The 23,538-nt window shown below is 56.3% G+C and carries 25 protein-coding genes and 1 riboswitch; of the genes, 11 read left to right on the top strand and 14 right to left on the bottom strand.

All coding sequences use genetic code 11. The features are described from left to right. The first annotated feature begins 19 nt into the window (after positions 1-19). Positions 20-835: a 23S rRNA (guanine(745)-N(1))-methyltransferase gene (rlmA, locus tag INF77_RS17505; protein ID WP_069733016.1), complete on the top strand. Its 816-nt coding sequence runs from the start codon at positions 20-22 to the stop codon at positions 833-835. Here rlmA and mntP read toward each other — a convergent pair. The 5 genes from mntP to manX all read right to left on the bottom strand — a co-directional run bounded on the left by mntP (position 832) and on the right by manX (position 4,991). After that, complete coding sequence (gene mntP, locus INF77_RS17500; protein WP_041911997.1) at positions 832-1,398, bottom strand: manganese efflux pump MntP; 567 nt, start codon at positions 1,396-1,398, stop codon at positions 832-834. The genes rlmA and mntP overlap by 4 nt on opposite strands. 10 nt (positions 1,399-1,408) lie before the next feature. Further along, positions 1,409-1,599, bottom strand: a riboswitch (yybP-ykoY riboswitch). Between the two features lie 198 nt (positions 1,600-1,797). Continuing rightward, positions 1,798-2,256, bottom strand: coding sequence for a DUF986 family protein (locus INF77_RS17495; protein ID WP_047367801.1), 459 nt, complete (start codon positions 2,254-2,256; stop codon positions 1,798-1,800). 54 nt (positions 2,257-2,310) lie between these two features. Beyond that, positions 2,311-3,162 (bottom strand): PTS mannose transporter subunit IID, encoded by an 852-nt coding sequence (locus INF77_RS17490; RefSeq protein ID WP_006810994.1) that lies wholly within the window; start codon positions 3,160-3,162, stop codon positions 2,311-2,313. Between the two features lie 12 nt (positions 3,163-3,174). Further along, positions 3,175-3,975, bottom strand: coding sequence for a PTS mannose transporter subunit IIC (gene manY, locus INF77_RS17485; RefSeq protein WP_003859914.1), 801 nt, complete (start codon positions 3,973-3,975; stop codon positions 3,175-3,177). A 47-nt stretch (positions 3,976-4,022) separates the two neighbouring features. Continuing rightward, positions 4,023-4,991, bottom strand: coding sequence for a PTS mannose transporter subunit IIAB (gene manX / locus INF77_RS17480; RefSeq protein WP_028013533.1), 969 nt, complete (start codon positions 4,989-4,991; stop codon positions 4,023-4,025). Positions 4,992-5,453: 462 nt separating this feature from the next. Here manX and yoaE point away from each other — a divergent pair, with 462 nt between their 5' ends. Beyond that, a complete protein-coding gene (gene yoaE / locus INF77_RS17475) occupies positions 5,454-7,013 on the top strand; it encodes a CNNM family cation transport protein YoaE (protein WP_028013532.1) in 1,560 nt (519 codons plus the stop codon). 240 nt (positions 7,014-7,253) lie between these two features. On the opposite strand, the gene sdaA is transcribed toward yoaE, so the two are convergent. From sdaA to pabB, 3 genes are all read right to left on the bottom strand, one after another. Further along, entirely contained in the window at positions 7,254-8,618 is a 1,365-nt protein-coding gene (gene sdaA, locus INF77_RS17470; protein ID WP_028013531.1) for an L-serine ammonia-lyase, read from the bottom strand. A 184-nt stretch (positions 8,619-8,802) separates the two neighbouring features. Continuing rightward, positions 8,803-9,381: a CoA pyrophosphatase gene (locus tag INF77_RS17465; RefSeq protein ID WP_028013530.1), complete on the bottom strand. Its 579-nt coding sequence runs from the start codon at positions 9,379-9,381 to the stop codon at positions 8,803-8,805. 2 nt (positions 9,382-9,383) lie between these two features. Continuing rightward, positions 9,384-10,712, bottom strand: coding sequence for an aminodeoxychorismate synthase component 1 (gene pabB / locus INF77_RS17460; protein ID WP_193532530.1), 1,329 nt, complete (start codon positions 10,710-10,712; stop codon positions 9,384-9,386). A 61-nt stretch (positions 10,713-10,773) separates the two neighbouring features. Between pabB and INF77_RS17455 the strand changes: the two genes are divergently transcribed. Further along, complete coding sequence (locus INF77_RS17455; protein ID WP_008500497.1) at positions 10,774-10,956, top strand: YoaH family protein; 183 nt, start codon at positions 10,774-10,776, stop codon at positions 10,954-10,956. Between the two features lie 6 nt (positions 10,957-10,962). On the opposite strand, the gene INF77_RS17450 is transcribed toward INF77_RS17455, so the two are convergent. After that, the gene (locus INF77_RS17450; RefSeq protein ID WP_028013528.1) at positions 10,963-11,307 is read right to left on the bottom strand and encodes a RidA family protein; all 345 of its coding nucleotides are present in this window, start codon (positions 11,305-11,307) and stop codon (positions 10,963-10,965) included. 133 nt (positions 11,308-11,440) lie between these two features. On the opposite strand from INF77_RS17450, the gene INF77_RS17445 reads away from it, so the two are divergent. The 5 genes from INF77_RS17445 (at position 11,441) to rnd (ending at position 17,820) form a co-directional block, all read left to right on the top strand. Continuing rightward, complete coding sequence (locus tag INF77_RS17445; protein WP_045630788.1) at positions 11,441-13,351, top strand: ATP-dependent DNA helicase; 1,911 nt, start codon at positions 11,441-11,443, stop codon at positions 13,349-13,351. 66 nt (positions 13,352-13,417) lie between these two features. Beyond that, complete coding sequence (gene tsaB / locus INF77_RS17440; RefSeq protein ID WP_047367799.1) at positions 13,418-14,113, top strand: tRNA (adenosine(37)-N6)-threonylcarbamoyltransferase complex dimerization subunit type 1 TsaB; 696 nt, start codon at positions 13,418-13,420, stop codon at positions 14,111-14,113. Between the two features lie 37 nt (positions 14,114-14,150). Continuing rightward, positions 14,151-14,732 (top strand): Slp family lipoprotein, encoded by a 582-nt coding sequence (locus INF77_RS17435; RefSeq protein WP_041909497.1) that lies wholly within the window; start codon positions 14,151-14,153, stop codon positions 14,730-14,732. A gap of 203 nt (positions 14,733-14,935) precedes the next feature. Then, positions 14,936-16,621 (top strand): long-chain-fatty-acid--CoA ligase FadD, encoded by a 1,686-nt coding sequence (gene fadD, locus INF77_RS17430; protein ID WP_193532502.1) that lies wholly within the window; start codon positions 14,936-14,938, stop codon positions 16,619-16,621. A 71-nt stretch (positions 16,622-16,692) separates the two neighbouring features. Beyond that, positions 16,693-17,820: a ribonuclease D gene (gene rnd / locus INF77_RS17425; RefSeq protein ID WP_028013523.1), complete on the top strand. Its 1,128-nt coding sequence runs from the start codon at positions 16,693-16,695 to the stop codon at positions 17,818-17,820. 74 nt (positions 17,821-17,894) lie between these two features. Here the strand turns inward: rnd and minE are convergent, their stop codons facing one another. From minE to minC, 3 genes are read right to left on the bottom strand one after another with little or no spacing between them, the layout of a single operon-like run. After that, positions 17,895-18,164, bottom strand: a complete 270-nt coding sequence (minE, locus tag INF77_RS17420; protein WP_010432714.1) for a cell division topological specificity factor MinE — start codon at positions 18,162-18,164, stop codon at positions 17,895-17,897. A gap of 3 nt (positions 18,165-18,167) precedes the next feature. Continuing rightward, positions 18,168-18,980, bottom strand: a complete 813-nt coding sequence (minD, locus tag INF77_RS17415; protein ID WP_028013522.1) for a septum site-determining protein MinD — start codon at positions 18,978-18,980, stop codon at positions 18,168-18,170. A 23-nt stretch (positions 18,981-19,003) separates the two neighbouring features. Next, the gene (minC, locus tag INF77_RS17410; RefSeq protein ID WP_028013521.1) at positions 19,004-19,711 is read right to left on the bottom strand and encodes a septum site-determining protein MinC; all 708 of its coding nucleotides are present in this window, start codon (positions 19,709-19,711) and stop codon (positions 19,004-19,006) included. A 123-nt stretch (positions 19,712-19,834) separates the two neighbouring features. Between minC and INF77_RS17405 the strand changes: the two genes are divergently transcribed. From INF77_RS17405 to INF77_RS17395, 3 genes are all read left to right on the top strand, one after another. Next, a complete protein-coding gene (locus INF77_RS17405) occupies positions 19,835-20,110 on the top strand; it encodes a YcgL domain-containing protein (protein WP_041909499.1) in 276 nt (91 codons plus the stop codon). A gap of 47 nt (positions 20,111-20,157) precedes the next feature. Beyond that, positions 20,158-20,817, top strand: a complete 660-nt coding sequence (locus INF77_RS17400; protein ID WP_028013519.1) for a fumarylacetoacetate hydrolase family protein — start codon at positions 20,158-20,160, stop codon at positions 20,815-20,817. Between the two features lie 93 nt (positions 20,818-20,910). Next, on the top strand, positions 20,911-21,351 hold the full coding sequence (locus INF77_RS17395) for a YcgN family cysteine cluster protein (RefSeq protein WP_028013518.1): 441 nt from the start codon (positions 20,911-20,913) through the stop codon (positions 21,349-21,351). A 33-nt stretch (positions 21,352-21,384) separates the two neighbouring features. Here INF77_RS17395 and dsbB read toward each other — a convergent pair whose 3' ends face one another. Then, on the bottom strand, positions 21,385-21,915 hold the full coding sequence (gene dsbB, locus INF77_RS17390) for a disulfide bond formation protein DsbB (RefSeq protein ID WP_028013517.1): 531 nt from the start codon (positions 21,913-21,915) through the stop codon (positions 21,385-21,387). Positions 21,916-21,961: 46 nt separating this feature from the next. After that, on the bottom strand, positions 21,962-23,500 hold the full coding sequence (nhaB, locus tag INF77_RS17385; RefSeq protein WP_193532501.1) for a sodium/proton antiporter NhaB: 1,539 nt from the start codon (positions 23,498-23,500) through the stop codon (positions 21,962-21,964). Between the last annotated feature and the right edge of the window lie 38 nt (positions 23,501-23,538).

Here is a 23,538-nt window from a genome sequence, read left to right as displayed (position 1 = left end):
TTTATCTCCCGGAGTTTCCATGTCCTTCAGCTGTCCCCTTTGCCACGCGTCACTGACGCGCTCAGATAAAAGTTATGCCTGTCCGCAGGGACATCAGTTTGATATGGCGAAAGAAGGGTATGTGAATCTTCTTCCGGTGCAGCACAAGCGCTCCCGCGATCCGGGCGATAGCGCAGAGATGATGCAGGCGCGCAGGGCGTTTCTCGATGCCGGGCACTATCTGCCGCTGCGGGAGACGGTGGCGCAGATGCTGGGTGACTTACTGCCTGATTCGGCGTCCGCCATGCTTGATATAGGCTGTGGGGAAGGGTACTACACCGCACGGTTTGCGGATGTGGTGCGGGAGAAGGGGGCCGTGACATTCGGTCTCGACGTGTCGAAAGTGGCGATCCGCGCGGCGGCTAAACGTTACGCTGGCGTTACGTTTTGCGTGGCATCCAGCCACCGGCTGCCATTTGATAATGCCAGTATGGATGCCATTATCCGCATCTACGCGCCGTGTAAAGCAGATGAGCTGGCGCGCGTCGTGAAGCCCGGAGGCTGGGTGATAACCGTCACGCCGGGCCCGCGTCACCTGATGGAGCTGAAGGGACTCATTTACGACGAGGTGCGTCTGCATGCCCCACACTCTGAACAGCTGAAAGGCTTTACGCTGAAGCAGGAGCATTCAGTGGCGTATGAAATGAATTTGAACGGGGAAGAAGCGGTAGCCCTGCTGCAGATGACGCCATTCGCGTGGCGGGCAAAGCCGGAAGTATGGGATGCGTTAGCGGCTCGGACGACGTTTGGCTGCCAGACAGATTTCAGTATCCACGTCTGGCAGCGCGACGCTTAAGGCGCGAAGTGTGCCCAGAGGATCTGGGCACCAATGCCGATCAGCACGATACCGCCTAAGATCTCGGCGCGTTTACCCAGCAGCGGGCCGATAAACCGCCCGACCATCATGCCCAGCGTGGACATAATCAGCGTTGCACAGCCAATGGCCAGCGCGGTGGCGATAATATTGACCTGCAGGAATGCCAGACCCACCCCGACGGCCATGGCGTCCAGGCTGGTGGCAATTGCCGTGGTGACCAGCAGCCAGAAACCGTGGCGGTGCAGCGGTGCTTCATCTTCATCATCATTCCCGCGAAAACCTTCAATCATCATTCGGCCTCCGAGAAACACCAGCAGGACGAACGCAATCCAGTGGTTCCACTCCAGCACGAACTGGCTGGCGAGCATGCCCAACCCCCAGCCGATGAGCGGCGTCAGCGTTTCGATGGCACCAAAGATCAGACCGGTGCGCAGAGCTTCTGTGAATTTAGGTTTGTGGAGCGTGGCGCCTTTGCCGATGGAGGCGGCAAATGCATCCATAGACATGCCAAAAGCGAGAAGGATCGTAGCGGAGATGTTCATAAGAGCGTCCAGACCGGGGATATCCATATGACACATCACTGCCCCCAGTAAACAGCAGTTGATGTATCTATGGTCTCGCCTGAACTCTTTTGCACGGTAAGCGTGCTGAAAGCGATCCGTACGCGCCACGTTTTTCAACGAGTATGTTGACGCGTACATTTCCTGCGTGCAGGAAATCGGCTACTCCCCAACGACGGGCGCAACCTTAACATATTTTGAGAATATAAAACAACAACGAGCAAGGCTTAATTTATCTGCGTCTTTGATAACGATTTTCATTTAGGTTTATGCGTGAAAATATCGTTAATAAATATAAGTCAAAGAGGCGAGAAGATATAGCAACGGCTATATTCTTTGCGAAAGAATATCACAATATATAGCCGAGGTTATAATGTTAAATTATTGAGTTTTAACGAGTAATGTGTAGATTTTCTCAAGGTCATCAATATTTTTGACCCGAATGAGCAGGCGGCGCTGTTCTAATTGCATCACTAACACGCCGTCTTCGGATAAATTCATCTCTTTAATGCGGTTATATTCTATCCATACGTTGGCAAAGAAGAATCCCTGTTTTTTAAAAATGAGTTTCGGCGAGCGGATCCAGAACAGGTAAATCGCCATTAATGCCAGCGCACATAATAACCATGTGGTTAATATTGCACCGTGGCTGGTCACGTTATTGTAAATCAGAATGACCACCAGGCCGGCGAAGATAAATGCATCAATGCGTCCACGGCGTAAGAGGGGAAGGGTCAGCAGTGTCTCGCCGTTACGGCGAGGCATAATGAACTCGTCATAGATCGCGTAAGCCAGAAGGGCAACAATAAACAACACCAGTACGATGTCCGTAACAGTCATTCATCCTCCAGATAAAAAGACCGGGGGCAAGCCCCCGGTCGATAACGCAATGTTTTACAGGCCCAGCAGGCCGACAGCGTAGCCCGCGATACCGATGACGAAGAAGCCAACGATGATCCACAGCGGGTTCACTTTCTTACGCAGCAGCCACATACAGGCGAAGGTCAACAGCAGCGGCACCAGGCCAGGCATCAGCTGGTCCAGAATCGTCTGCACGGTGGTGACGCGGGTTTGACCATCCTGACCGGTGATGGTCGAAACCACCAGCGGGATGTTCACGTGCGTCCACTTGTTAACCAGCGCCCCCATGACAAACAGGCCGAGAATAGAGGCCCCCTCGGTCAGTTTCTGCAGGAAGCCGCCGCCCATATCCTTAACGATGTCCACGCCCTTACGGTAGCCATAGGCCACGCCGTAGTAACGGGTCAGAAGACGTACCGCGTTGAACAGGATAAAGAACAACAGAGGACCGAGCAGGCTGCCGCTCATCGCGATCCCGGCACCCAGCGCCGCGAAGACCGGACGAACAGTACCCCAGAAGATAGGGTCGCCCACGCCGGCCAGCGGACCCATCAGACCGACTTTGATACCGTTGATGGCACCATCGTCAATCTCCGCGCCGTTCGCACGCTGCTCTTCCATCGCCAGCGTCACGCCCAGAACCGGAGCCGCGACGTAAGGATGGGTGTTGAAGAATTCCAGGTGACGCTTAATTGCCTGACGGCGTGCTTCGTTGTTCTCAGGGTAGAGGCGTTTTATCGCCGGCACCATAGAGAAGCAGAAGCCCAGCGCCTGCATACGTTCGAAGTTCCATGAACCCTGAAACAGGTTAGAACGGATGAACACGCCACGAATATCACCCGGAGTGAGTTTTTTCTCGGTGGTAGTTTTTGTCATATCAACCATTTCGCTCACCTGTTAGTCCAGTTCGTTATCGAGATCGTTGTTACCAGCAGCCTGCGCTGGGGCACCCGCAACACGGTTGTATTTCGGGCTGAGCTGGATGTAGAGAATCGCCATCACGGCACCAATCACGCCCAGCGCAACCAGGTTGAAGTTGGTGAATGCTGCGGTGACGAAGCCGAGGTAGAAGAACGGCATCAGGTAGCCCGCGCGCATCATGTTGATGACCATCGCGTAACCTACCACGACGATCATACCGCCCGCGATGTTCAGACCGCTGGTGACCACTTCAGGAATCGCGTTCAGCATGCCCTGAACTTCACTGGTGCCGACAGAGATCGCAACGATAACCGCCGGGATTGCGATACGCATCGCCTGCAGGAACAGGGACGACACGTGGATCCAGGAGAGTGCCGTGAGGTTGCCGTTCTCGGCCGCCTTATCCGCCGCGTGCTGGAAGGCCACGGTGATGGTACGAACGATGATGGTCAGCACCTGGCCTGCTGCGGCCAGAGGAATGGCAAGGGCAATACCTGCACCAATACTCTGATGACCGGCAATAACCAGAACGGTTGAGATGATTGAGGCCAGTGCGGCATCAGGCGCAACGGCGGCACCGATGTTCATCCAGCCCAGGGCGATCATTTCCAGCGTACCACCGATGATGATACCGGTTTTCATATCACCCAGAACGGCACCGATCAACGTACAGGCCACCAGAGGGCGGTGGAACTGAAATTCATCAAGTACGGATTCCATACCCGCAATACACGCGACGATGAACACCAGCACAATCTGAAGAGTGGTAATCTCCATTGTACTTCTCCTATAACATAAGCTTTATGTGAAAAACCGGCGCGGGCTTATTTCCCAACTTTACCGATCAAATCCATCATTTTCAGTTTCTGGTCAGTGGAAACCTTACGGGCTTCCAGCTCAATACCGCGAGCATTCAGCTTGTTGAACGCCTCGATATCTTTCGCATCAACTGAAATCGCGTTGTTGACCTGCGTTTTGCCCTGACGGAAAGCCATACCGCCGATGTTCACGGAGGTGATTTTCACGCCGCCTTCAACAATGCGCTCGACGTCTGTCGGGTTAGTAAACAGGAGCATCACGCGTTCACCCGCATATTTCGGGTTGTTGTAAACGCGGATCATCTTGGCGACATCCACCACGTGCGCGGTAACGCCCGGTGGTGCAACCTGAGTCAGAAGGGTTTTACGGACAGTGTCGGCGGCCACTTCGTCACTGACCACGATGATACGCTGTACGTTGGTCTCTTTGGTCCAGCGAGTCGCAACCTGTCCGTGAATCAGACGGTCATCAATACGCGCCAGGCCGATAACCATGTAATCGTTCGGTCCCATCGGTTTTGCCGGTGCCGCTGCTTTCGGTGCCGCCGCAGCCGGGGCAGGGGCGGGTTTTTCAACCGGCTGAGCCTTCAGGGCTTTCACCCCTTCGCGGCCGGTTTCAACGGCCAGCGCGACCAGCTCATCGAAGCCTGGGTTGTCGTCGCGCGCCATAAAGGTTTCCACCAGCATGGGAATGTTTACCCCGGCGACGACTTCATAATGCTCTTTATCGACGACAATGCGGCTGGCAGCATTAAACGGACTGCCGCCCCATGTATCGACGAGAAACAGCACGCCTTTGCTGGTATCCAGCTTCGCGAGTTGAGCGTTGTACTTCTCAATCAGCGTCTCGGCATTTTCACCGGGAACGAAATCGATCCAGCCGACGTTTTCCTGCTCGCCCAACAGCATCTCTGCCGTTTTGAGTAGCTGCTCAGCAGCCCAACCATGTGTGCCTATGACAATAGCAATGGTCACTTGCTACCTCCTTTTATTATCATTAATACGCCTGCCGGGCAGACGTACTGAGAATCGTATTGGCGAACCGAATCGATTCAGATAAGGGTTAGAGTTCAAAAAACTAAGACTTCCGCGAATTATTTTAGATAGTGAAAAAATAATTTATGTGATGAAGATCCGTAATTTAGCCACGCGTTACAGAATTATCTGTAGCGTATAGCCGCTGTGTTACAGAACTTTGCAAAGGAACGTAAATCTTTGCTAAAAACACAGTCTCTCTGATATGTTTAGCCTCCGTTTACTTGTTCAGGAGTATAGGGCTACAGCCCACTATATGGACCGTCACCGACGTCAGTCATCTACCAGGCCATTCCGCGCCTTTTTCACCGGCGAACCACGCCACGTATCAACTCTGTCTGCCTCTTTTTTGCCCACGTTGAGTGGGGCACCGTTTTGTCATTCCTTTAGCAGGAGCTTGTCATGGAATTCTTAATGGACCCGTCAATCTGGGTGGGACTGCTCACGCTGGTCGTACTGGAGATCGTTCTCGGTATTGATAACCTTGTGTTTATCGCCATCCTTGCGGACAAGCTGCCGCCAAAACAGCGTGATAAAGCGCGTCTGATTGGACTCTCGCTGGCGCTGGTCATGCGACTGGGGCTGCTCTCCGTGATCTCGTGGATGGTCACGCTGACCAAACCGCTGTTCTCCGTCATGGATTACACCTTCTCCGGCCGTGATTTGATCATGCTAATCGGGGGGATATTCCTGCTCTTCAAAGCGACAACAGAGCTGCATGAACGGCTGGAGAACCGGCAGCATGATGATGGTCACGGTAAGGGTTACGCCAGCTTCTGGGTCGTAGTGCTGCAAATTGTGGTGCTGGATGCAGTCTTCTCGCTGGATGCGGTGATTACCGCGGTCGGTATGGTGAACCACCTGCCGGTGATGATGGCGGCTGTCGTGATTGCGATGGCGGTGATGCTGCTGGCCTCGAAACCGCTGACGCGCTTCGTCAACCAGCATCCGACGGTGGTCGTGCTCTGTCTGAGCTTCCTGCTGATGATTGGTTTGAGCCTGGTGGCGGAAGGTTTCGGCTTCCATATTCCTAAAGGCTACCTGTACGCCGCGATTGGCTTCTCGATCCTGATCGAACTGTTCAACCAGATTGCGCGCCGTAACTTTATTAAGCAGCAGTCAAATCAGCCGCTGCGCGCCCGTACAGCGGACGCCATTCTGCGTCTGATGGGCGGACGCCGTCAGGTGAACGTCCAGTCTGACCCTGAAAACCGTAACCCGGTGCCGGTTCCGGAAGGGGCGTTTGTGGAAGAAGAACGCTACATGATTAACGGCGTGCTCTCCCTGGCCTCCCGCTCGCTGCGCGGCATCATGACGCCGCGCGGGGAAATTAGCTGGGTCGATGCGAACCTGAGCGTTGATGAAATTCGTCAGCAATTGCTCTCATCTCCGCACAGCCTGTTCCCGGTGTGTCGCGGTGAACTGGATGAAATCATCGGCGTGGTTCGGGCGAAAGAGATGCTGGTGGCGCTGGAAGAGGGCGTCAACGTGGAGGCCATTGCAGCTTCGTCGCCAGCGATTGTCGTACCGGAAACGCTGGATCCGATCAACCTGCTGGGCGTATTGCGTCGCGCGCGCGGTAGCTTTGTTATCGTCACCAACGAGTTTGGTGTGGTACAGGGGCTGGTGACGCCGCTGGACGTACTTGAAGCGATTGCCGGTGAATTCCCGGATGAAGACGAAACGCCTGAGATTGTGGCCGACGGCGAAGGCTGGCTGGTCAAAGGTGCGACCGACCTGCACGCGCTCTCGCATACGCTGGGGCTGGAAAACGTAGTTAACGATGAAGAAGACATCGCAACCGTGGCGGGGCTGGTTATCGCCGTAAACGGTCAGATCCCGCGCGTCGGGGATGTGATCGAGCTTCCTCCATTGCACATCACTATCGTTGAAGCTAACGACTACCGCGTCGATCTGGTCCGCATTGTTAAAGAACAGTCTGCACACGACGAAGACGAATAAGTCTGCTTAACGGGTACGATGTGCCCGTTACGATCTTCTGGCGGGAAAGATTTTCCCGCCAGCCATTGTGGCGTTACTACCGCGCCTGCTTCTCTCTCAACCCGTTCGCTATTTAGCCGCTGCCTGATGCCAGGCCGAGCGCGAGCAGCCGCGACCGTAAAAGTGTAGTGGGGAAAGAAGAAGGAGACGAGAATGAAGGGAGAAATTCGCCCATCCGTTGCGGATGGGCGAAAGAGAGGATTAGTCGCACTGCACCTTAATGGCCAGACCGCCGCGCGACGTTTCACGGTACTTCGCGTTCATGTCTTTGCCGGTTTCGTACATGGTTTCGATAACCTTATCCAGCGACACGCGTGGTTCGCTGGTACGGCGCATCGCCATGCGCGAGGCGTTAATCGCTTTGACGGAGGCAATCGCGTTACGCTCAATGCACGGTACCTGCACCTGGCCTGCGACCGGATCACAGGTCAGACCGAGGTTATGCTCCATGCCAATTTCCGCCGCCACGCAAACCTGTTCAGGGCTTGCGCCCAGCAGCTCTGCCAGACCGGCCGCCGCCATGGAGCAGGCCACGCCTACTTCACCCTGACAGCCCACTTCAGCGCCTGAAATGGACGCGTTCATCTTGTACAGCGCGCCGATAGCGCCGGCCGCGAGGAAATAACGGATATAAATATCCGGCGTCACAGGCTCGATAAAGTGATCGTAATAGGCCAGCACCGCCGGAACGATCCCGCACGCGCCGTTGGTTGGCGCAGTCACGACGCGCCCCCCTGCGGCGTTCTCTTCGTTCACCGCCAGAGCAAACATGTTCACCCAGTCAACTACGTTCATCGGGTCGTTAGAGAATTTGTCCGTGGTCACCAGCATACGGCGCAGGGCAGAGGCACGACGCGGCACGCGCAGTGGCCCTGGCAGTACGCCTTCGGTATTCATCCCGCGATCGATACAGGCGCGCATGGTTTGCCACACGTTGGCAAAATAGTCTTCGATCTCTTTTTTGCTGTGCAGCGCCAGCTCGTTCTGCATCACCATGCCGGACAGCGACAAACCGGTCTCTTTGCAGTAGCCCAGCATCTCGGTGGCCGATTTGAACGGATAGGGCACGTTCACGTCGCCCGCGCTCTCTTTACCGAAATGCTCTTCGTCAACGATGAAGCCACCGCCGATGGAGTAGTAGGTTTTGCTGTAGATCTCTTTTTCGCCGCTCCAGGCGTGGATAGTCATGCCGTTTTCATGCAGCGGCAGGTTGTCGCTGCGAAAACGCATGCCGTCATCCTGCGGAAAATCCACTTCGTGCTGACCGTTAGCCAGCAGCAGGCGACCGCGCGCTTCCACGTCGCGGATGAATGCCGGGATGGCATCAATATCAACAGTGTCCGGCATATTGCCCGCCAGACCCATAATAATGGCGATATCGGTGTGGTGGCCTTTACCCGTTAATGACAGTGAACCGTAAACGTCTACGGCGACACGGGTAACGCTTTCCAGTAATCCTTTTTCGACCAGATCATCGACGAACTGTTTACCGGCCTTCATCGGCCCTACAGTGTGGGAAGAAGAAGGACCAATCCCCACTTTGAACATGTCGAATATACTAATCACTTTCACACTCCTGACAGGGTTACCGGGGTTCCAGTAACGATGTTATAACTGCGCATAGTGTAAGAGGGAACACCAACCTCGGCTTAACTATTCACATGAATTAAACTAATGGTTAACGATGGGTTTTGCTAATAGCGCGACGCGGATCGCAAACCTGCAAAAAAGGCTGGAATGTAAAGTATAGTCAAGGCTTCAGGCCGATTTGTAGCGCCAGTTCACGAATGATGCCCGCCGTCATGCCCCAGACAAAATAATGCTGATACCAGGACAACCAGACCCGATGGTCATGCCCCCGGCGATGGATATCCAGCGGATGATAGCGGCTTAGCCGGAGCGCCTCTTCAAGCGGCATCTCAAATACCGCAGAGACTTCGTCGACGCTGGCGTGATACTGAAGATTGGGGGGGATAATGCCGACTACCGGGGTGACCTGAAAGCCGGTCACGCTGTCGACGGGCGGCAGCACGCCGATGACTTCCACCGCGTCAGGCGGGATCGCCACCTCCTCCTGCGCTTCCCGCAGCGCGGCGGCAATCAGCGACGCATCGGTGCTGTCCACCGCGCCTCCCGGGAAGGCCACCTGACCGGCGTGTTTGCGCATATGCGGCGAACGCTGCGTAAGCAGCAGGCCCGGCTGTTCCCGGCGCACCACCGGGATCAGCACCGCCGCCTGACGCTGATTCAGCGTGGCGCGGTTGACCTGCGGCCGTAGCAGCTGAAAGCGCGACAGAAAATCATCCAGCGTCAGGTTCTCTTTCTCCACCGTTAGTTCTCCAGTTGCTTCAGGATGCGGTTCACCTTATCAAAGGTTTCCTGATATTCCGCCTCGACCTGGCTGTCCGCCACAATGCCGCCGCCCGCAGAACAGTACAGATTGCCGCCGCACGCCGTCAGCGTGCGAATGGTAATGCTGGTATCCATGGTGCCGCACAGGCTGATATAGCCGATGCTGCCGCACCAGGCGTTGCGGCGGTGCGGTTCCAGTTCGTCGATGATTTCCATGGCGCGAATTTTTGGCGCACCGGTGATGGAGCCGCCCGGGAACGCGGCCCGGAGCAGATCGCAGGCGGTGCGAGAGGCGGGCAGACGCGCGGTGATGGTGCTGACCAGATGATGCACTGCCGGGAAAGGTTCGACGACGAACAGCTCCGGCACGCGCACGCTGCCTGGTTCGGCGACCCGGCCAATATCGTTACGCATCAGGTCGACAATCATCAGGTTTTCGGCGCGATCCTTCGGTGACCCGGCGAGTTTCTCCGCCTGCTGGCGATCGGCGTCCGGATCGGCAAGGCGCGGCAGCGTGCCTTTAATCGGGCGGGTCTGAATCGTCCCTTCCGCCAGATGGATAAAACGCTCCGGCGACAGGCTGAGGATGGCCCCCTGTTTCAGACGTACGAACGCGCTGAACGGAGCCCTGTTGCTGGCATTGAGACGGGTAAACGCCTGCCACTCGTCCCCCTGGTATGCTGCCTGGAAACGCTGGGCAAGGTTAACCTGATAGCAGTCGCCGCTTTGCAGATAGGCCTGCACGCGGGAGAATTTTTCCGCGTATTCCGGCGCGGTCATGTTCGAGCGCCAGCCGGAGGTCAGGGTGAACGCCTCAGCTGGAGCAGGCTGTTGTGCCTCAAGCCAGGCCAGACGCGCCTGCACGTCATCATGGCTCAGCAGGGAGACCCTTTTTTTCTGGTGGTCCACAATCAACGCCCAGTCATACAGCCCCACGGCCATGTCCGGCAGGGCAATATCCGCCTGCGCATGCTCGGGCAGCATCTCGAAGCGGCGACCCAAATCGTAGCCAAACAGGCCCAGCGCGCCGCCCTGGAAGGGCAGGTCCAGGTTAGGGGTAGCGGATAAGCCCAGCGCGTTGATTTCCTGCTGAAGCTGCATCAGCGGATCGTCCGTCGTCGACAGATCGTCGGTCGTCAGCGTTTTCAGGGGATCGGCCACCAGAATATCGAAGCGGCTGTACGGGTGATCCGCATGGCCGGAGTGCAGCAGCATAGCAAAAGGAAGATGGCTCAGACGGGCAAACCAGAACTCAGCGGCGTCAGCGCGCCAGGGTAAGGTAACAACAGTGGGGAAGCGCATGTTCATGTATGGCATACTACCGGGCAGCGTGAAATAATTAGCGCGAATAATTTAGCAGGAGTTGACGATGTTTGCAGGTTTACCTTCTCTGAGCCATGAACAGCAGCAGAAAGCGGTTGAGCGAATTCAGGAACTGATGTCCCAGGGGATGAGCAGCGGACAGGCGATTTCCCAGGTGGCGGAGGAGCTGCGCGCCACCCATACCGGCGAGCGGATCGTGGCGCGTTTTGAGGATGAAGATGAAGAGTAATCGGGCTTAAACCGCCGCGATAATCTTTATCTCAACCTTGTATTCCGGTTTCATCAGCGTGGCCTGTACGGTGCAGCGTACAGGCGCGTGACCCGCCACCACCCACGCATCCCAGGCTTTGTTCATCGCCGCGAAATCGTCTTTATTTGCCAGGAAAATGGTCGCATCCAGAATGCGGGATTTATCGCTGCCCTGTTTTTCCAGCACGGCATCAATCTGCGCCAGGGTATTCGCCGTCTGTTCGAACGCATCCGCGTCCAGATTTGACGGTACACCGGTGTAATACAGCGTCTGGTTATGGATCACCACATCAGACCAGCGGGCTTCGGCATCAATGCGCACAATTGTCATAAACGTTTCCTCGTTATTTTTCGTCGTCAGGCGGCAAGACTGCCATATTGTTCTGCCGTCGTCACTCTTTGGGGTGGCACAGGAGAAGATGGGCTGACATAATCCCTGTGCAAAAATACAGTGAGAGAGCAACGTGGCAGACGATTTTTCCCCTGAAGGTCAATTAGCGCAGGCGATCCCCGGCTTCAAGCCCCGTGAGCCTCAGCGACAGATGGCGCACGCCGTTGCCCGCGCCATTGATAAGGCCCAGCCGCTGGTGGTTGAAGCCGGAACCGGCACGGGTAAGACCTATGCTTACCTTGCGCCGGCGCTGCGGGCGAAAAAGAAAGTGATAATTTCCACCGGATCGAAAGCGCTGCAGGATCAGCTCTACAGCCGCGATCTGCCTACCGTAGCAAAAGCGCTGAAATACAAAGGACGCCTGGCACTGCTGAAAGGGCGCTCAAACTACCTGTGCCTGGAGCGACTCGAACAGCAGGCGCTGGCCGGCGGCGATCTGCCGGTTCAAACCCTGAGCGACGTCATTATCCTGCGCGCCTGGGCGAACCAGACCGAAGAGGGCGATATCAGCACCTGCGCGAGCGTGCCGGAAGACTCCCCGGCCTGGCCGCTGGTGACCAGCACCAACGACAACTGCCTCGGTAGCGACTGCCCGCTGTATAAAGACTGTTTTGTGGTGAAAGCGCGCAAAACCGCGATGGACGCAGACGTGGTGGTGGTGAACCACCACCTGTTCCTCGCGGACATGGTGGTTAAGGACAGCGGTTTCGGCGAGCTGATCCCGGAGGCGGACGTGATGATTTTCGATGAAGCCCATCAGTTGCCGGATATCGCCAGCCAGTATTTCGGCCAGTCGCTCTCCAGCCGCCAGCTACAGGATCTGGCGAAAGATTTTACCATTGCCTACCGGACCGAACTCAAAGATACCCAGCAGTTGCAGAAGTGCGCCGACCGTCTGGCGCAAAGCGCGCAGGATTTCCGCTTACAGCTTGGCGAGCCGGGCTATCGCGGCAACCTGCGCGAACTGCTGGCGGACAAAAATATCCAGCGCGCGCTGCTGCTGCTCGATGATGCACTTGAGCTCTGCTACGACGTGGCGAAGCTGTCCCTCGGACGCTCCGCGCTGCTTGACGCCGCCTTCGAGCGCGCCACGCTCTATCGCGGGCGGCTCAAACGGCTAAAAGAGATCAACCAGCCGGGGTACAGCTACTGGTATGAATGCACCTCGCGCCACTTTACCCTGGCGCTCACGCCGCTGACGGTGGCCGATAAATTCAAAGAGGTGATGGCGCAGAAGCCGGGAAGCTGGATCTTCACTTCCGCAACCCTGTCTGTAAATGACGATCTGCACCACTTCACCGAGCGCCTCGGTATTGAGCAGGCGGAATCACTGCTGCTGCCCAGCCCGTTTGATTACGAAAAGCAGGCGCTACTCTGCGTGCCACGCAATCTCCCGCTGCCGAACCAGCCGGGGGCGGCGCGGCATCTCGCAGCGATGCTCAAGCCGATGATTGAGGCCAACAACGGGCGCTGCTTTATGCTCTGCACCTCACACGCCATGATGCGCGATCTCGCCGAGCAGTTTCGCGCCACCATGACCCTCCCGGTGCTGCTGCAGGGGGAAACCAGTAAAGGCCAGCTGCTCCAGCAGTTCGTCAGCGCCGGTAATGCCCTGCTGGTGGCAACCAGCAGCTTCTGGGAAGGGGTGGACGTGCGCGGCGACACGCTCTCGCTGGTGATCATCGATAAGCTGCCGTTCACGTCGCCGGACGATCCGCTGCTCAAGGCGCGGATGGAAGACTGCCGCCTGCGCGGCGGCGATCCGTTCGACGACGTCCAACTACCGGACGCGGTCATCACGCTTAAGCAGGGGGTAGGACGCCTGATCCGTGACGTCACCGACCGCGGCGTGCTGGTGATCTGCGATAACCGCCTGGTGATGCGTCCTTACGGCGCAACCTTCCTCGCCAGCCTGCCGCCCGCCCCGCGTACGCGGGACATTAAACGCGCGGTGCGTTTCCTGGCAAACCCAACGGCGGAGTAATTCGCTCCGGAGTGTGCTAAGATGCGCGCCATTTTGTGACTGACCCTTGCGAGAGCGCGACGACTGATGCGAATTCTGGCTATTGATACCGCGACAGAGGCTTGCTCTGTTGCTCTGTTAAACGACGGTGCTGTTTCTGCTCATTTCGAAGAGTGCCCACGGGAACACACCCAGCGTATTCTGCCCCTGGTAAAAGCCATTTTAACCCAGGGCAACACCACCTTAACCGACCTCGACGCGCTGGCCTTTGGCCGCGGCCCCGGCAGCTTTACGGGCGTGCGCATTGGGATTGGCATCGCGCAGGGGCTGGCGCTGGGCGCTGACCTGCCGATGATCGGCGTCTCTACGCTCGCGACGATGGCGGAGGGTGCCTGGCGCATGACGGGCGCGACCCGCGTGCTCGCCGCTATTGACGCTCGCATGGGTGAAGTTTACTGGGCGGAATATACCCGCGATGAAAACGGCGTCTGGCACGGCGAAGAGACGGAAGCAGTGCTTAAGCCTGAAGCCGTTACTGAGCGCCTGAAGCAGCTGTCCGGCGAGTGGGCGACGGTCGGCACGGGCTGGCCGGCGTGGCCAGAGATGGCGAGCGGCACCGGCGTGACGCTGGTGGACGGCAACATGCTCCTGCCTGCGGCAGAAGATATGCTCCCGATTGCCCGTCAACTGCTTGCAGCAGGAAAAACCGTTGCCGTTGAGCATGCGGAGCCGGTTTATTTGCGAAACACCGTCGCGTGGAAGAAACTTCCGGGCCGCGAATGAATCTCAGTAACAGGAACTGAGAAAAAGGAGTCGCATCATGGCGGTTCAGACTAAAGTAGTACGCCTTTTTATGGCAGGCGCGGTTGCCATAGCACTGAGCGGTTGCGTAACCGTACCTGATGCGATCAAGGGCAGCAGCCCGACGCCACAGCAGGATCTGGTTCGGGTAATGAATGCGCCCGAGCTTTACGTCGGCCAGGAAGCCCGCTTCGGTGGGAAAGTGATCGACGTTCAGAACCAGCAGGGGAAAACCCGTCTGGAAATAGCCACGGTACCGCTCGACAGCGGCGCGCGTCCCGTACTCGGTGAAGCCTCTCGCGGGCGTATCTATGCCGACGTTAGTGGTTTCCTCGACCCGGTCGATTTTCGCGGACAGCTGGTAACCGTTGTCGGGCCGATTACCGGTTCGGTGCAAGGCAAAATCGGCAACACGCCGTATAAATTTATGACTATGCAGGTGAACGGCTATAAGCGCTGGCGTATCGCCCAGCAGGTGGTGATGCCGCCTCAGCCAATCGACCCGTGGATGTGGGGCCCACATCCTTACCGTTACGGTTATCCGGGATGGGGCTGGTATAACCCGGGCCCTGCACAGGTGCAAACGATCGTAACTGAGTAACTTACTGTTATTGTTAAGAAAGAGACAGCGGCTCAGCCGCTGTCTCTGTTTTTTTACGGATAAAACGAAAAAAAAGAGTGACGCGCTTCGCAACCTGCAATCTGAACAATTAATAAACTGGTACGCTGAGTTAATATAATGTTAACAAACTGTTTATTATCGGGGCTGTGATGACGACGAACACTCATTTCAGAGGTGATGCATTGCAAAAGGTTTGGCTTAACCGTTATCCCGCAGATGTGCCTGCGGAGATCAATCCTGACCGTTATCAATCCCTGGTGGAATTATTTGAGCACTCGGTAAGACGTTACGCAGACCAGCCCGCGTTTGTGAATATGGGCGAGGTGATGACGTTCCGTAAGCTTGAGGAGCGTAGCCGGGCGTTTGCGGCTTATCTGCAGGAAGGACTTGGGCTGCAAAAAGGGGATCGCGTCGCGCTGATGATGCCGAACCTGCTGCAATACCCGGTGGCGCTGTTTGGCATCCTGCGTGCCGGGATGATTGTGGTCAACGTTAACCCGCTTTACACGCCGCGCGAGCTGGAACATCAGCTGAACGACAGCGGGGCGGTGGCGATTGTCATTGTTTCTAACTTTGCCCATACCCTGGAAAAAGTGGTCGACAAAACCCAGGTGAAGCACGTCATCCTGACGCGCATGGGCGATCAGCTTTCCAGCGCCAAAGGGACGCTGGTTAACTTTGTCGTTAAATACGTCAAACGTCTGGTACCAAAATACCACCTGCCGGATGCTATCTCCTTCCGCCGCGCGCTGCATGCGGGCTATCGCATGCAGTACGTCAAGCCTGAAGTCGTCTCCGAAGACCTGGCCTTCCTGCAATACACAGGCGGCACCACCGGCGTGGCCAAAGGGGCGATGCTGACCCACCGCAACATGCTGGCGAACCTTGAGCAGGTTAATGCCACCTACGGGCCGCTGCTGCATCCGGGTAAAGAGCTGGTAATCACCGCGCTGCCGCTGTATCACATCTTCGCGCTGACCATGAACTGCCTGCTGTTTATCGAGCTGGGCGGGCAAAACGTATTGATCACCAACCCGCGCGATATCCCGGGTCTGGTGAAAGAGCTGGCAAAATACCCGTTTACCGCCATGACCGGGGTGAACACCCTGTTTAACGCGCTGCTTAACAACAAAGAGTTCCAGCAGCTTGATTTCTCCACGCTCCATCTCTCCGCGGGCGGCGGCATGCCGGTTCAGCAGGCGGTGGCCGAGCGCTGGGTGAAGCTAACCGGGCAATATCTGCTGGAAGGCTACGGCCTGACGGAGTGTGCCCCGCTGGTGAGCGTCAACCCGCACGATATCGACTACCACAGCGGCAGCATCGGCCTGCCGGTCCCCTCGACGGAAGCAAAGCTGGTGGATGATGAGGATAACGAAGTGCCTCACGGCCAGCCGGGCGAGCTGTGCGTCAGAGGGCCGCAGGTGATGCTGGGTTACTGGCAGCGTCCTGATGCGACCGACGAAATCATTAAAGACGGCTGGCTTCACACCGGCGATATTGCGGTGATGGATGACGAAGGCTTCCTGCGCATCGTCGATCGCAAAAAAGATATGATCCTGGTCTCCGGCTTCAACGTCTATCCGAACGAAATCGAAGACGTGGTGATGCAGCACAGCGGCGTGCTGGAAGTGGCGGCGGTGGGCGTTCCTTCCGGCAGCAGCGGTGAAGCGGTGAAGATATTTGTGGTCAAGAAAGATCCTTCTCTTACCGAGGAAGCGTTGATAACGTTTTGTCGCCGTCAGCTGACGGGCTATAAAGTGCCGAAGCTGGTGGAATTCCGCGATGAGCTGCCGAAATCCAACGTCGGGAAGATATTACGACGAGAATTACGTGACGAAGCCCGTGCCAAAGTAGACAATAAGGCCTGAGCTTCACGTTAATCGCCCAGACGCCGGTTAAGCCGGCGTTTTTTATGGGCGCAAACAAAAGAGAATCCGATTTGAATTACCAGATGATCACGACCAACGACGAGCTGGCTTCGCTGTGCGAAGTGACGCGCGACTTTCCTGCCATCGCTCTGGATACCGAGTTTGTCCGTACTCGCACCTATTATCCACAGCTGGGTTTGATACAGATGTACGACGGTAAGCACGTCTCGCTGATCGACCCGCTCGGCATTACCGACTGGGCGCCGATGCGTGACCTGCTGCTGGATACTGCGGTAACGAAATATCTGCACGCGGGCAGTGAAGATCTGGAAGTCTTTCTTAACACCTTTGGCATCATGCCTCAGCCGCTGATTGATACGCAGATCCTCGCGGCGTTCAGCGGTCGTCCGCTGTCGTGGGGCTTTGCCGCCATGGTGGAGGAGTACACGGGCCTGACGCTGGATAAAAGTGAATCCCGTACCGACTGGCTGGCCCGTCCGCTTACCGAGCGTCAGCTGGAATATGCGGCGGCAGACGTGTTTTACCTGCTGCCGATTGCCGGACAGCTGATGAAAGAGGCGGAAGCCTCCGGCTGGCTGTCTGCCGCGCTGGACGAGTGCCGTATGACGCAGCAGCGTCGCCAGGAAGTGGTTGACCCGAAAGAGGCCTGGCGTGATATCACCAACGCCTGGCAGCTTCGCACGCGTCAGCTGGCCTGCCTGCAGCTGTTAGCGGACTGGCGTTTGCGTAAAGCGCGCGAGCGCGATCTGGCCGTGAATTTTGTGGTGCGTGAAGAGCATCTCTGGGCGGTCGCGCGCTATATGCCGGGCAGCCTGGGCGAGCTGGACAGCATTGGCCTTTCCGGCAGCGAGATCCGTTTCCATGGTAAAACCCTGCTGGCGCTGGTCGCCAAAGCGCAGGCGCTGCCGGAGGACGCACTGCCTGAGACGCTGCTGAATCTCATGGATATGCCGGGCTATCGTAAAGCATTTAAGGATATCAAAGCGCTGGTGCAGGATGTCGCAACGGAAAGCAAGCTGAGCGCTGAACTGCTGGCGTCACGCAGACAGATTAACCAGCTGCTGAACTGGCACTGGAAGCTGAAACCGCAGAATGGCGTGCCGGAACTGATGGCTGGCTGGCGCGGGGTATTGATGGCCGATCGCCTGAATACCTTGCTGGAAGGTTATCCGCGATAAAAATATGCCGGGCGATATACCCGGCATATTCTCCCCGGTAGCGCTGCGCTTACCGGGGCTACGACACCAGGAACCTACGGACGCGACTCTTCCGCTTCCGGAAGCGTTACGTTCAGCTCCAGAATCGAAATATCCCCGTCTTTTTGCTCCAGCTGTACGGTGACCATCTCCGGGTCAATCTGCACATACTTACAGATCACTTCCAGGATGTCCTTGCGCAGCTGCGGCAGGTAGTGAGGCTCGGCGTCGCTACGACGACGCTCCGCAACGATAATTTGCAGGCGTTCTTTTGCGATGTTGGCGGTGCTTTTTTTCCGCGAGAGAAAAAAGTCCAGTAATGCCATAACTTATCCTCCGAACAGGCGTTTGAGGAAACCTTTCTTCTCTTCTTCAATGAAGCGGAAAGGACGTTCTTCTCCCAGCAGACGGTCAACGGTATCGGCGTAAGCTTTACCTGCATCTGCCGTTGTATCAAGGATCACGGGCTCGCCCTGGTTAGAGGCGCGTAACACGGACTGGTCTTCCGGGATAACGCCAACCAGTTTAATGCGCAGGATCTCCAGCACGTCTTCCATGCTTAGCATGTCACCTTTGTTTACGCGACCCGGGTTATAGCGGGTCAGCAGCAGGTGCTCTTTGATCGGATCCTGTCCATTTTCCGCACGGCGGGATTTGGAGGCCAGAATACCGAGAATACGGTCGGAGTCACGCACGGAGGAGACTTCCGGGTTGGTGGTGATGATCGCTTCATCAGCAAAGTAGAGCGCCATCAGGGCACCGGTTTCAATGCCGGCAGGGGAGTCACAGACGATGAAGTCGAACTCCATTTTTTTCAGCTCGTCGAGCACCTTTTCCACACCTTCACGGGTCAGGGCATCTTTATCACGCGTCTGAGAAGCCGGAAGAATGAAGAGGTTCTCGGTGCGCTTGTCTTTAATCAGCGCCTGGTTCAGCGTGGCATCGCCCTGAATGACGTTCACGAAGTCATATACGACGCGACGCTCACATCCCATGATGAGGTCGAGGTTACGCAGACCGATATCGAAGTCGATAACGACGGTTTTCTTTCCCTTCTGGGCCAAACCAGTAGCGATGGCCGCGCTGGAGGTGGTCTTGCCAACGCCTCCTTTACCCGAAGTAACAACAATAATGCGTGCCATAGAAATTCCTTGTTAAAAAGGGATTAATTCAACGGTTGAACGGTCAACGCGTCGTCTGCCAGAAGCAGGCGAGCCGCTTTGCCATAAAATTCGGCTGGGATCTTGTCGCTCAGCCAATATTCACCTGCGATGGACACCAGTTCCGCCGTCAGATGAGTACAAAATATTTGCGCGTCCCGATCGCCACTTGCGCCCGCGAGCGCACGTCCACGCATCATACCGTAAACGTGAATATTGCCATCTGCAATAAGCTCTGCGCCAGCGCTGACGTGGCTTGTAACAATTAGATCACAGTTTGGCGCATAAATGCGCTGACCGGAACGAACCGGCACATCAATCATTCGCGTTTTTGTGAGAGCGGTAACGTTTTGCGCCGCAGGAGGGGGCGTTTGTACGGCAGCGGGTGCTGCACGTGGGGTTTTTTCTTTGCCTTCATTAAGAAGAGGCAGCCCCGCACGGTCGATTTCCGCTTTCAGCTCGGGATCTTTGCAGCCGCTGATGCCGACAATACGCAGCCCGGTAGAGGAGACCGCCTGCTGGAGACGTGTCCAGTTAACCGGCGCCTCAAGACCGCTGACGTTGATGACGACGGGGGCGTGCTTCAGAAAGGCGGGAGCCTGGGCGATTTTGTCTTCTAACGCCTGACGAATAACCTCGGGTTTTGCATCATGCAAATGAACCACTGATAAGGTGAAGCTACTGCCTTTAAGCTCGATGGGCGTGTTTGACATCCTGGCCTTACTCAATTTGCTATTAACCGCAACCATTCGCTGCGATATTCCGAAGAGTATCAGGCATGTTATAGTCAGGAGTATATTGAGGCAAGCAACCACCCATTAATTCAGAGTAAAAACATGTTTTGTGTGATCTACAGAAGTACAAGCCGTGACCAGACCTATCTTTATGTCGAAAAGAAAGACGATTTTTCACGCGTGCCGGAAGAATTAATGAAGAACTTTGGCCGACCACAGCTGGCGATGCTGCTGCCGCTGGACGGCCGTAAGAAACTGGTGAATGCCGATCTGGAAAAAGTGAAAACGGCATTAGCCGAGCAGGGCTATTATTTACAGCTTCCACCGCCGCCTGAGAATTTATTAAAACAGCACCTCGAGGCGTCCGGGAAAAAATAGCCTCAGCTGTTTTCGGGCATAACACATCAACCGATTAGGGGTCGAGCATGTATCAACATCATAACTGGCAAGGTGCATTACTGGATTATCCCGTCAGCAAAGTGGTCTGCGTGGGCAGCAACTATGCGAAGCATATTCAGGAGATGGGCAGCGCAACCCCAGAAGAGCCGGTCCTGTTTATTAAGCCCGAGACGGCGCTATGCGACATCCGCCAGCCGCTGGCGCTGCCGCAGGGGCTGGGGTCGGTGCATCACGAAGTAGAGCTTGCCGTGCTGATCGGCGCCACGCTGCGCCAGGCTTCCGAAGAGCATGTCGAGAAAGCGATTGCCGGCTACGGCGTGGCGCTGGATCTGACCCTGCGCGACGTGCAGGGCAAAATGAAGAAGGCCGGGCAGCCGTGGGAAAAAGCCAAAGGCTTTGATAACGCATGTCCGATTTCAGGGTTTGTTCCGGTGAATGAATTTACCAACGATCCGCAGGACACTCCGCTCAGCCTGAAGGTTAACGGAGAGATCCGCCAGCAGGGCACCACGGCAGATATGATCCACAAGATTGTGCCGCTGATCGCCTACATGAGCCGTTTCTTCACCCTGAAGCCGGGCGATGTGATCCTCACCGGCACGCCGGAAGGTGTGGGCCCGCTCGCCAGCGGCGATGAGCTTGAGGTCGGTTTTAACGGCCTGTCGCTAAAAACCCGCGTGCTGTAACCGCAACTTGCCGCCTGCAAAGGGCGGCAAAACTTGCAACCACGTGCCAGACTCGTTATAAGGTGCGCTTTCTTTTGACGTGTGGACATCCTGATGAACGACATTCCTTTCTGGCAAAGCAAAACTCTTGACCAAATGACCGACGCGGAGTGGGAATCGTTGTGCGACGGCTGCGGGCAGTGCTGCCTGCACAAGCTGATGGATGAAGACTCCGATGAGATCTATTTCACCAACGTCGCCTGCAGGCAGCTGAACATTAAAACCTGCCAGTGCCGCAACTACGAACGCCGCTTTGAGTTCGAGCCGGACTGCATCAAGCTCACCCGTGAAAATCTGCCGACTTTTGAGTGGCTGCCGCACACCTGCGCGTATCGCCTGCTGGCGGAAGGGAAAGATCTACCGGCCTGGCATCCTCTGCTGACCGGTTCAAAAGCGGCGATGCACGGCGAGCGTATCTCGGTACGCCACATTGCGGTGAAGGAGTCCGAGGTACGGGACTGGGAAGATCACATCATGAATCACCCTAATCGGTGATAATAAAAAACCCGCCGGGGCGGGTTTTTGCTTTTACCTTCCAAACAAATCGCGTTTCTTCGGTTTGAACGGCTGAGCAATCAGCACCAGCAGCGCCACGACGAAGTAGGCCACAAAAATGCCCACCAGCCACTGCGGCATCTCCAGCGTCAGGAATTCCCACTGACGTACGGAGCAGTCACCGGATGCGACAAACACCTGCGGAAGCCACTTATCCAGCGGCAGCCAGCTAGGGAAGCGGGCGGCGAAATCACAGGTCATAAACGGTGACGGATGCAGCTGCATCATGGTGTGCTGCCAGGAAAGCTCAATCCCTTTCCAGGCGCTGTACAGCCAGATGGCAATACCCACATAGCGCAACGGCGTTTTTGGGGCAATTGCGCCCACCAGGCCTGCACCCATAATGCCGAACAGCGCGCAGCGCTCGTAGATGCACAGCACGCAGGGCTTGAGTCCCATCACGTGCTGGAACCACAGCGCAACCATTTCCAGCGCAAAGGCGGTCAGGGCCATCAACAACCACGCTCCGCGACCGCGGGAGCACTGGTTTAAAAATCTCAACATAATCATTTCCCTGGAACATGCTTAGAAAGCGCAGTGTAAACGAATTTTAATGCGCCGCAAGTATACCCGCTTGTAGCAGCCATTGCGTACAGGGAACGAGAGTAATTTTGATGCACAGCAAACCAACAACGGTGAGCACCAGCGTGTACGGCAGCGCCATCCAGACCATTCTTCCATAAGAAAGTCGTATGAGCGGTGCCAGCGCCGAGGTCAGCAGGAAGAGAAATGCCGCCTGGCCGTTAGGTGTTGCAACGGAGGGCAGGTTTGTTCCGGTGTTGATGGCTACCGCCAGCAGGTCGAACTGCCCGGTACTGACGATCCCTTGCTCCATCGCCGCTTTGGCCTCATTGATATACACCGTCCCGACAAAGACGTTATCGGAAATAGAGGACAACAGACCGTTAAAGAGATAGAACAGCGTAAGCTGCGAGTCCGGCGAGGCCTGAAGCACAAACGCGATAATCGGTGCGAAAAGGTGTTGGTCAATAATCACCGCCACGACCGCAAAAAAGACCGCCAGCAGCGCGGTAAACGGCAGGGCTTCGGTAAAGGCTTTACCAATAGCATGTTCGTCCGTAACCCCGCTAAAGGTGGTGGCAAGTATAATGACGGAGAGGCCAATCAACCCGACTTCGGCAAGATGCAACGCCAGCGCGGCGATAAGCCAGATGCCGATGATCCCCTGCGCAATCAGACGCAGCGTCTCCTGGCGCGTACGCTGTTTGCGGCTCTGCTCGTCAAATTTATGCAGTTCTTTGCGGACCGGTTCAGGCAGCTGTGCGCCGTAGCCGAACAGCCTGAATTTTTCGACCAGAATGCAGGTCGCTAACCCGCAGACCAGCACAGGCACGCTGACGGGGGCCATGCGCAGGAAAAACTCGCCAAAATGCCATTCAGCCGCTTTCGCGATGATCAGGTTTTGCGGCTCGCCCACCATGGTCATCACGCCGCCCAACGCCGTACCGACCCCTGCGTGCATCATCAGGCTGCGCAGAAACGCGCGGAACTGTTCCAGCACGTCGCGGTTATGCGCCTCGACGTGGCTATCGTCCTGTAAATCCTCACTTGGGCGAGAGGAGGCCACGCGGTGATAAATGCCGTAAAATCCGACGGCGACGCTGATCACCACCGCGACAACGGTGAGCGCATCCAGGAAGGCCGACAGAAAGGCGGCGGCAAGGCAAAACGCCAGCGAGAGGATCGTTTTTGACGTAATGCTCAGCAGCAGGCGGGTAAAGATAAACAGCAGCAGCTGTTTCATAAAGTAGATACCGGCCACCATAAAAATGAGTAGCAGGAGCACTTCCAGATTGGAGGCCAGCTCTGCTTTTACATGCTCTGCGGACGTCATGCCGAGGACAACGGCTTCAAATGCCAGCAAACCGCCGGGCAGCAGGGGATAACACTTCAGCGCCATGGCCAGGGTGAAGATAAATTCTGCCACCAGCAGCCACCCGGCGATAAACGGATCCACGCTAAAAATGATGGGATTAACGACCAGGAAAACCAGCAGTATCAGTTTGTACCAGTCAGGAGAATGACCTAAAAAATTGCGCCACAGCGCGCGCCCAAAAGAAATTTCCACAACAGACGTCCTTCCCGTTAAGTAATACAAAACATCAG

Origin of the sequence: Enterobacter cloacae complex sp. P1B, assembly GCF_014982345.1 — a bacterium.
Lineage (GTDB): Bacteria > Pseudomonadota > Gammaproteobacteria > Enterobacterales > Enterobacteriaceae > Enterobacter > Enterobacter bugandensis.
The sequence above is the reverse complement of the archived record's forward strand: the minus strand, read 5'-3'. Positions and strand labels throughout refer to the sequence as shown.

What these genes read in the sequence shown, in the direction of transcription:
- INF77_RS17450 (WP_028013528.1), bottom strand. Translation starts at nt 11,307, where the DNA reads ATGACAATTGTGCGCATTGATGCCGAAGCCCGCTGGTCTGATGTGGTG.
- INF77_RS17400 (WP_028013519.1), top strand. Translation starts at nt 20,158, where the DNA reads ATGTATCAACATCATAACTGGCAAGGTGCATTACTGGATTATCCCGTC.
- INF77_RS17490 (WP_006810994.1), bottom strand. Translation starts at nt 3,162, where the DNA reads ATGGTTGATATGACAAAAACTACCACCGAGAAAAAACTCACTCCGGGT.
- yoaE (WP_028013532.1), top strand. Translation starts at nt 5,454, where the DNA reads ATGGAATTCTTAATGGACCCGTCAATCTGGGTGGGACTGCTCACGCTG.
- manY (WP_003859914.1), bottom strand. Translation starts at nt 3,975, where the DNA reads ATGGAGATTACCACTCTTCAGATTGTGCTGGTGTTCATCGTCGCGTGT.
- pabB (WP_193532530.1), bottom strand. Translation starts at nt 10,712, where the DNA reads ATGAACATGCGCTTCCCCACTGTTGTTACCTTACCCTGGCGCGCTGAC.
- tsaB (WP_047367799.1), top strand. Translation starts at nt 13,418, where the DNA reads ATGCGAATTCTGGCTATTGATACCGCGACAGAGGCTTGCTCTGTTGCT.
- INF77_RS17435 (WP_041909497.1), top strand. Translation starts at nt 14,151, where the DNA reads ATGGCGGTTCAGACTAAAGTAGTACGCCTTTTTATGGCAGGCGCGGTT.
- INF77_RS17495 (WP_047367801.1), bottom strand. Translation starts at nt 2,256, where the DNA reads ATGACTGTTACGGACATCGTACTGGTGTTGTTTATTGTTGCCCTTCTG.
- dsbB (WP_028013517.1), bottom strand. Translation starts at nt 21,915, where the DNA reads ATGTTGAGATTTTTAAACCAGTGCTCCCGCGGTCGCGGAGCGTGGTTG.
- minC (WP_028013521.1), bottom strand. Translation starts at nt 19,711, where the DNA reads ATGTCAAACACGCCCATCGAGCTTAAAGGCAGTAGCTTCACCTTATCA.
- INF77_RS17395 (WP_028013518.1), top strand. Translation starts at nt 20,911, where the DNA reads ATGAACGACATTCCTTTCTGGCAAAGCAAAACTCTTGACCAAATGACC.
- minE (WP_010432714.1), bottom strand. Translation starts at nt 18,164, where the DNA reads ATGGCATTACTGGACTTTTTTCTCTCGCGGAAAAAAAGCACCGCCAAC.
- INF77_RS17455 (WP_008500497.1), top strand. Translation starts at nt 10,774, where the DNA reads ATGTTTGCAGGTTTACCTTCTCTGAGCCATGAACAGCAGCAGAAAGCG.
- mntP (WP_041911997.1), bottom strand. Translation starts at nt 1,398, where the DNA reads ATGAACATCTCCGCTACGATCCTTCTCGCTTTTGGCATGTCTATGGAT.
- minD (WP_028013522.1), bottom strand. Translation starts at nt 18,980, where the DNA reads ATGGCACGCATTATTGTTGTTACTTCGGGTAAAGGAGGCGTTGGCAAG.
- INF77_RS17405 (WP_041909499.1), top strand. Translation starts at nt 19,835, where the DNA reads ATGTTTTGTGTGATCTACAGAAGTACAAGCCGTGACCAGACCTATCTT.
- rlmA (WP_069733016.1), top strand. Translation starts at nt 20, where the DNA reads ATGTCCTTCAGCTGTCCCCTTTGCCACGCGTCACTGACGCGCTCAGAT.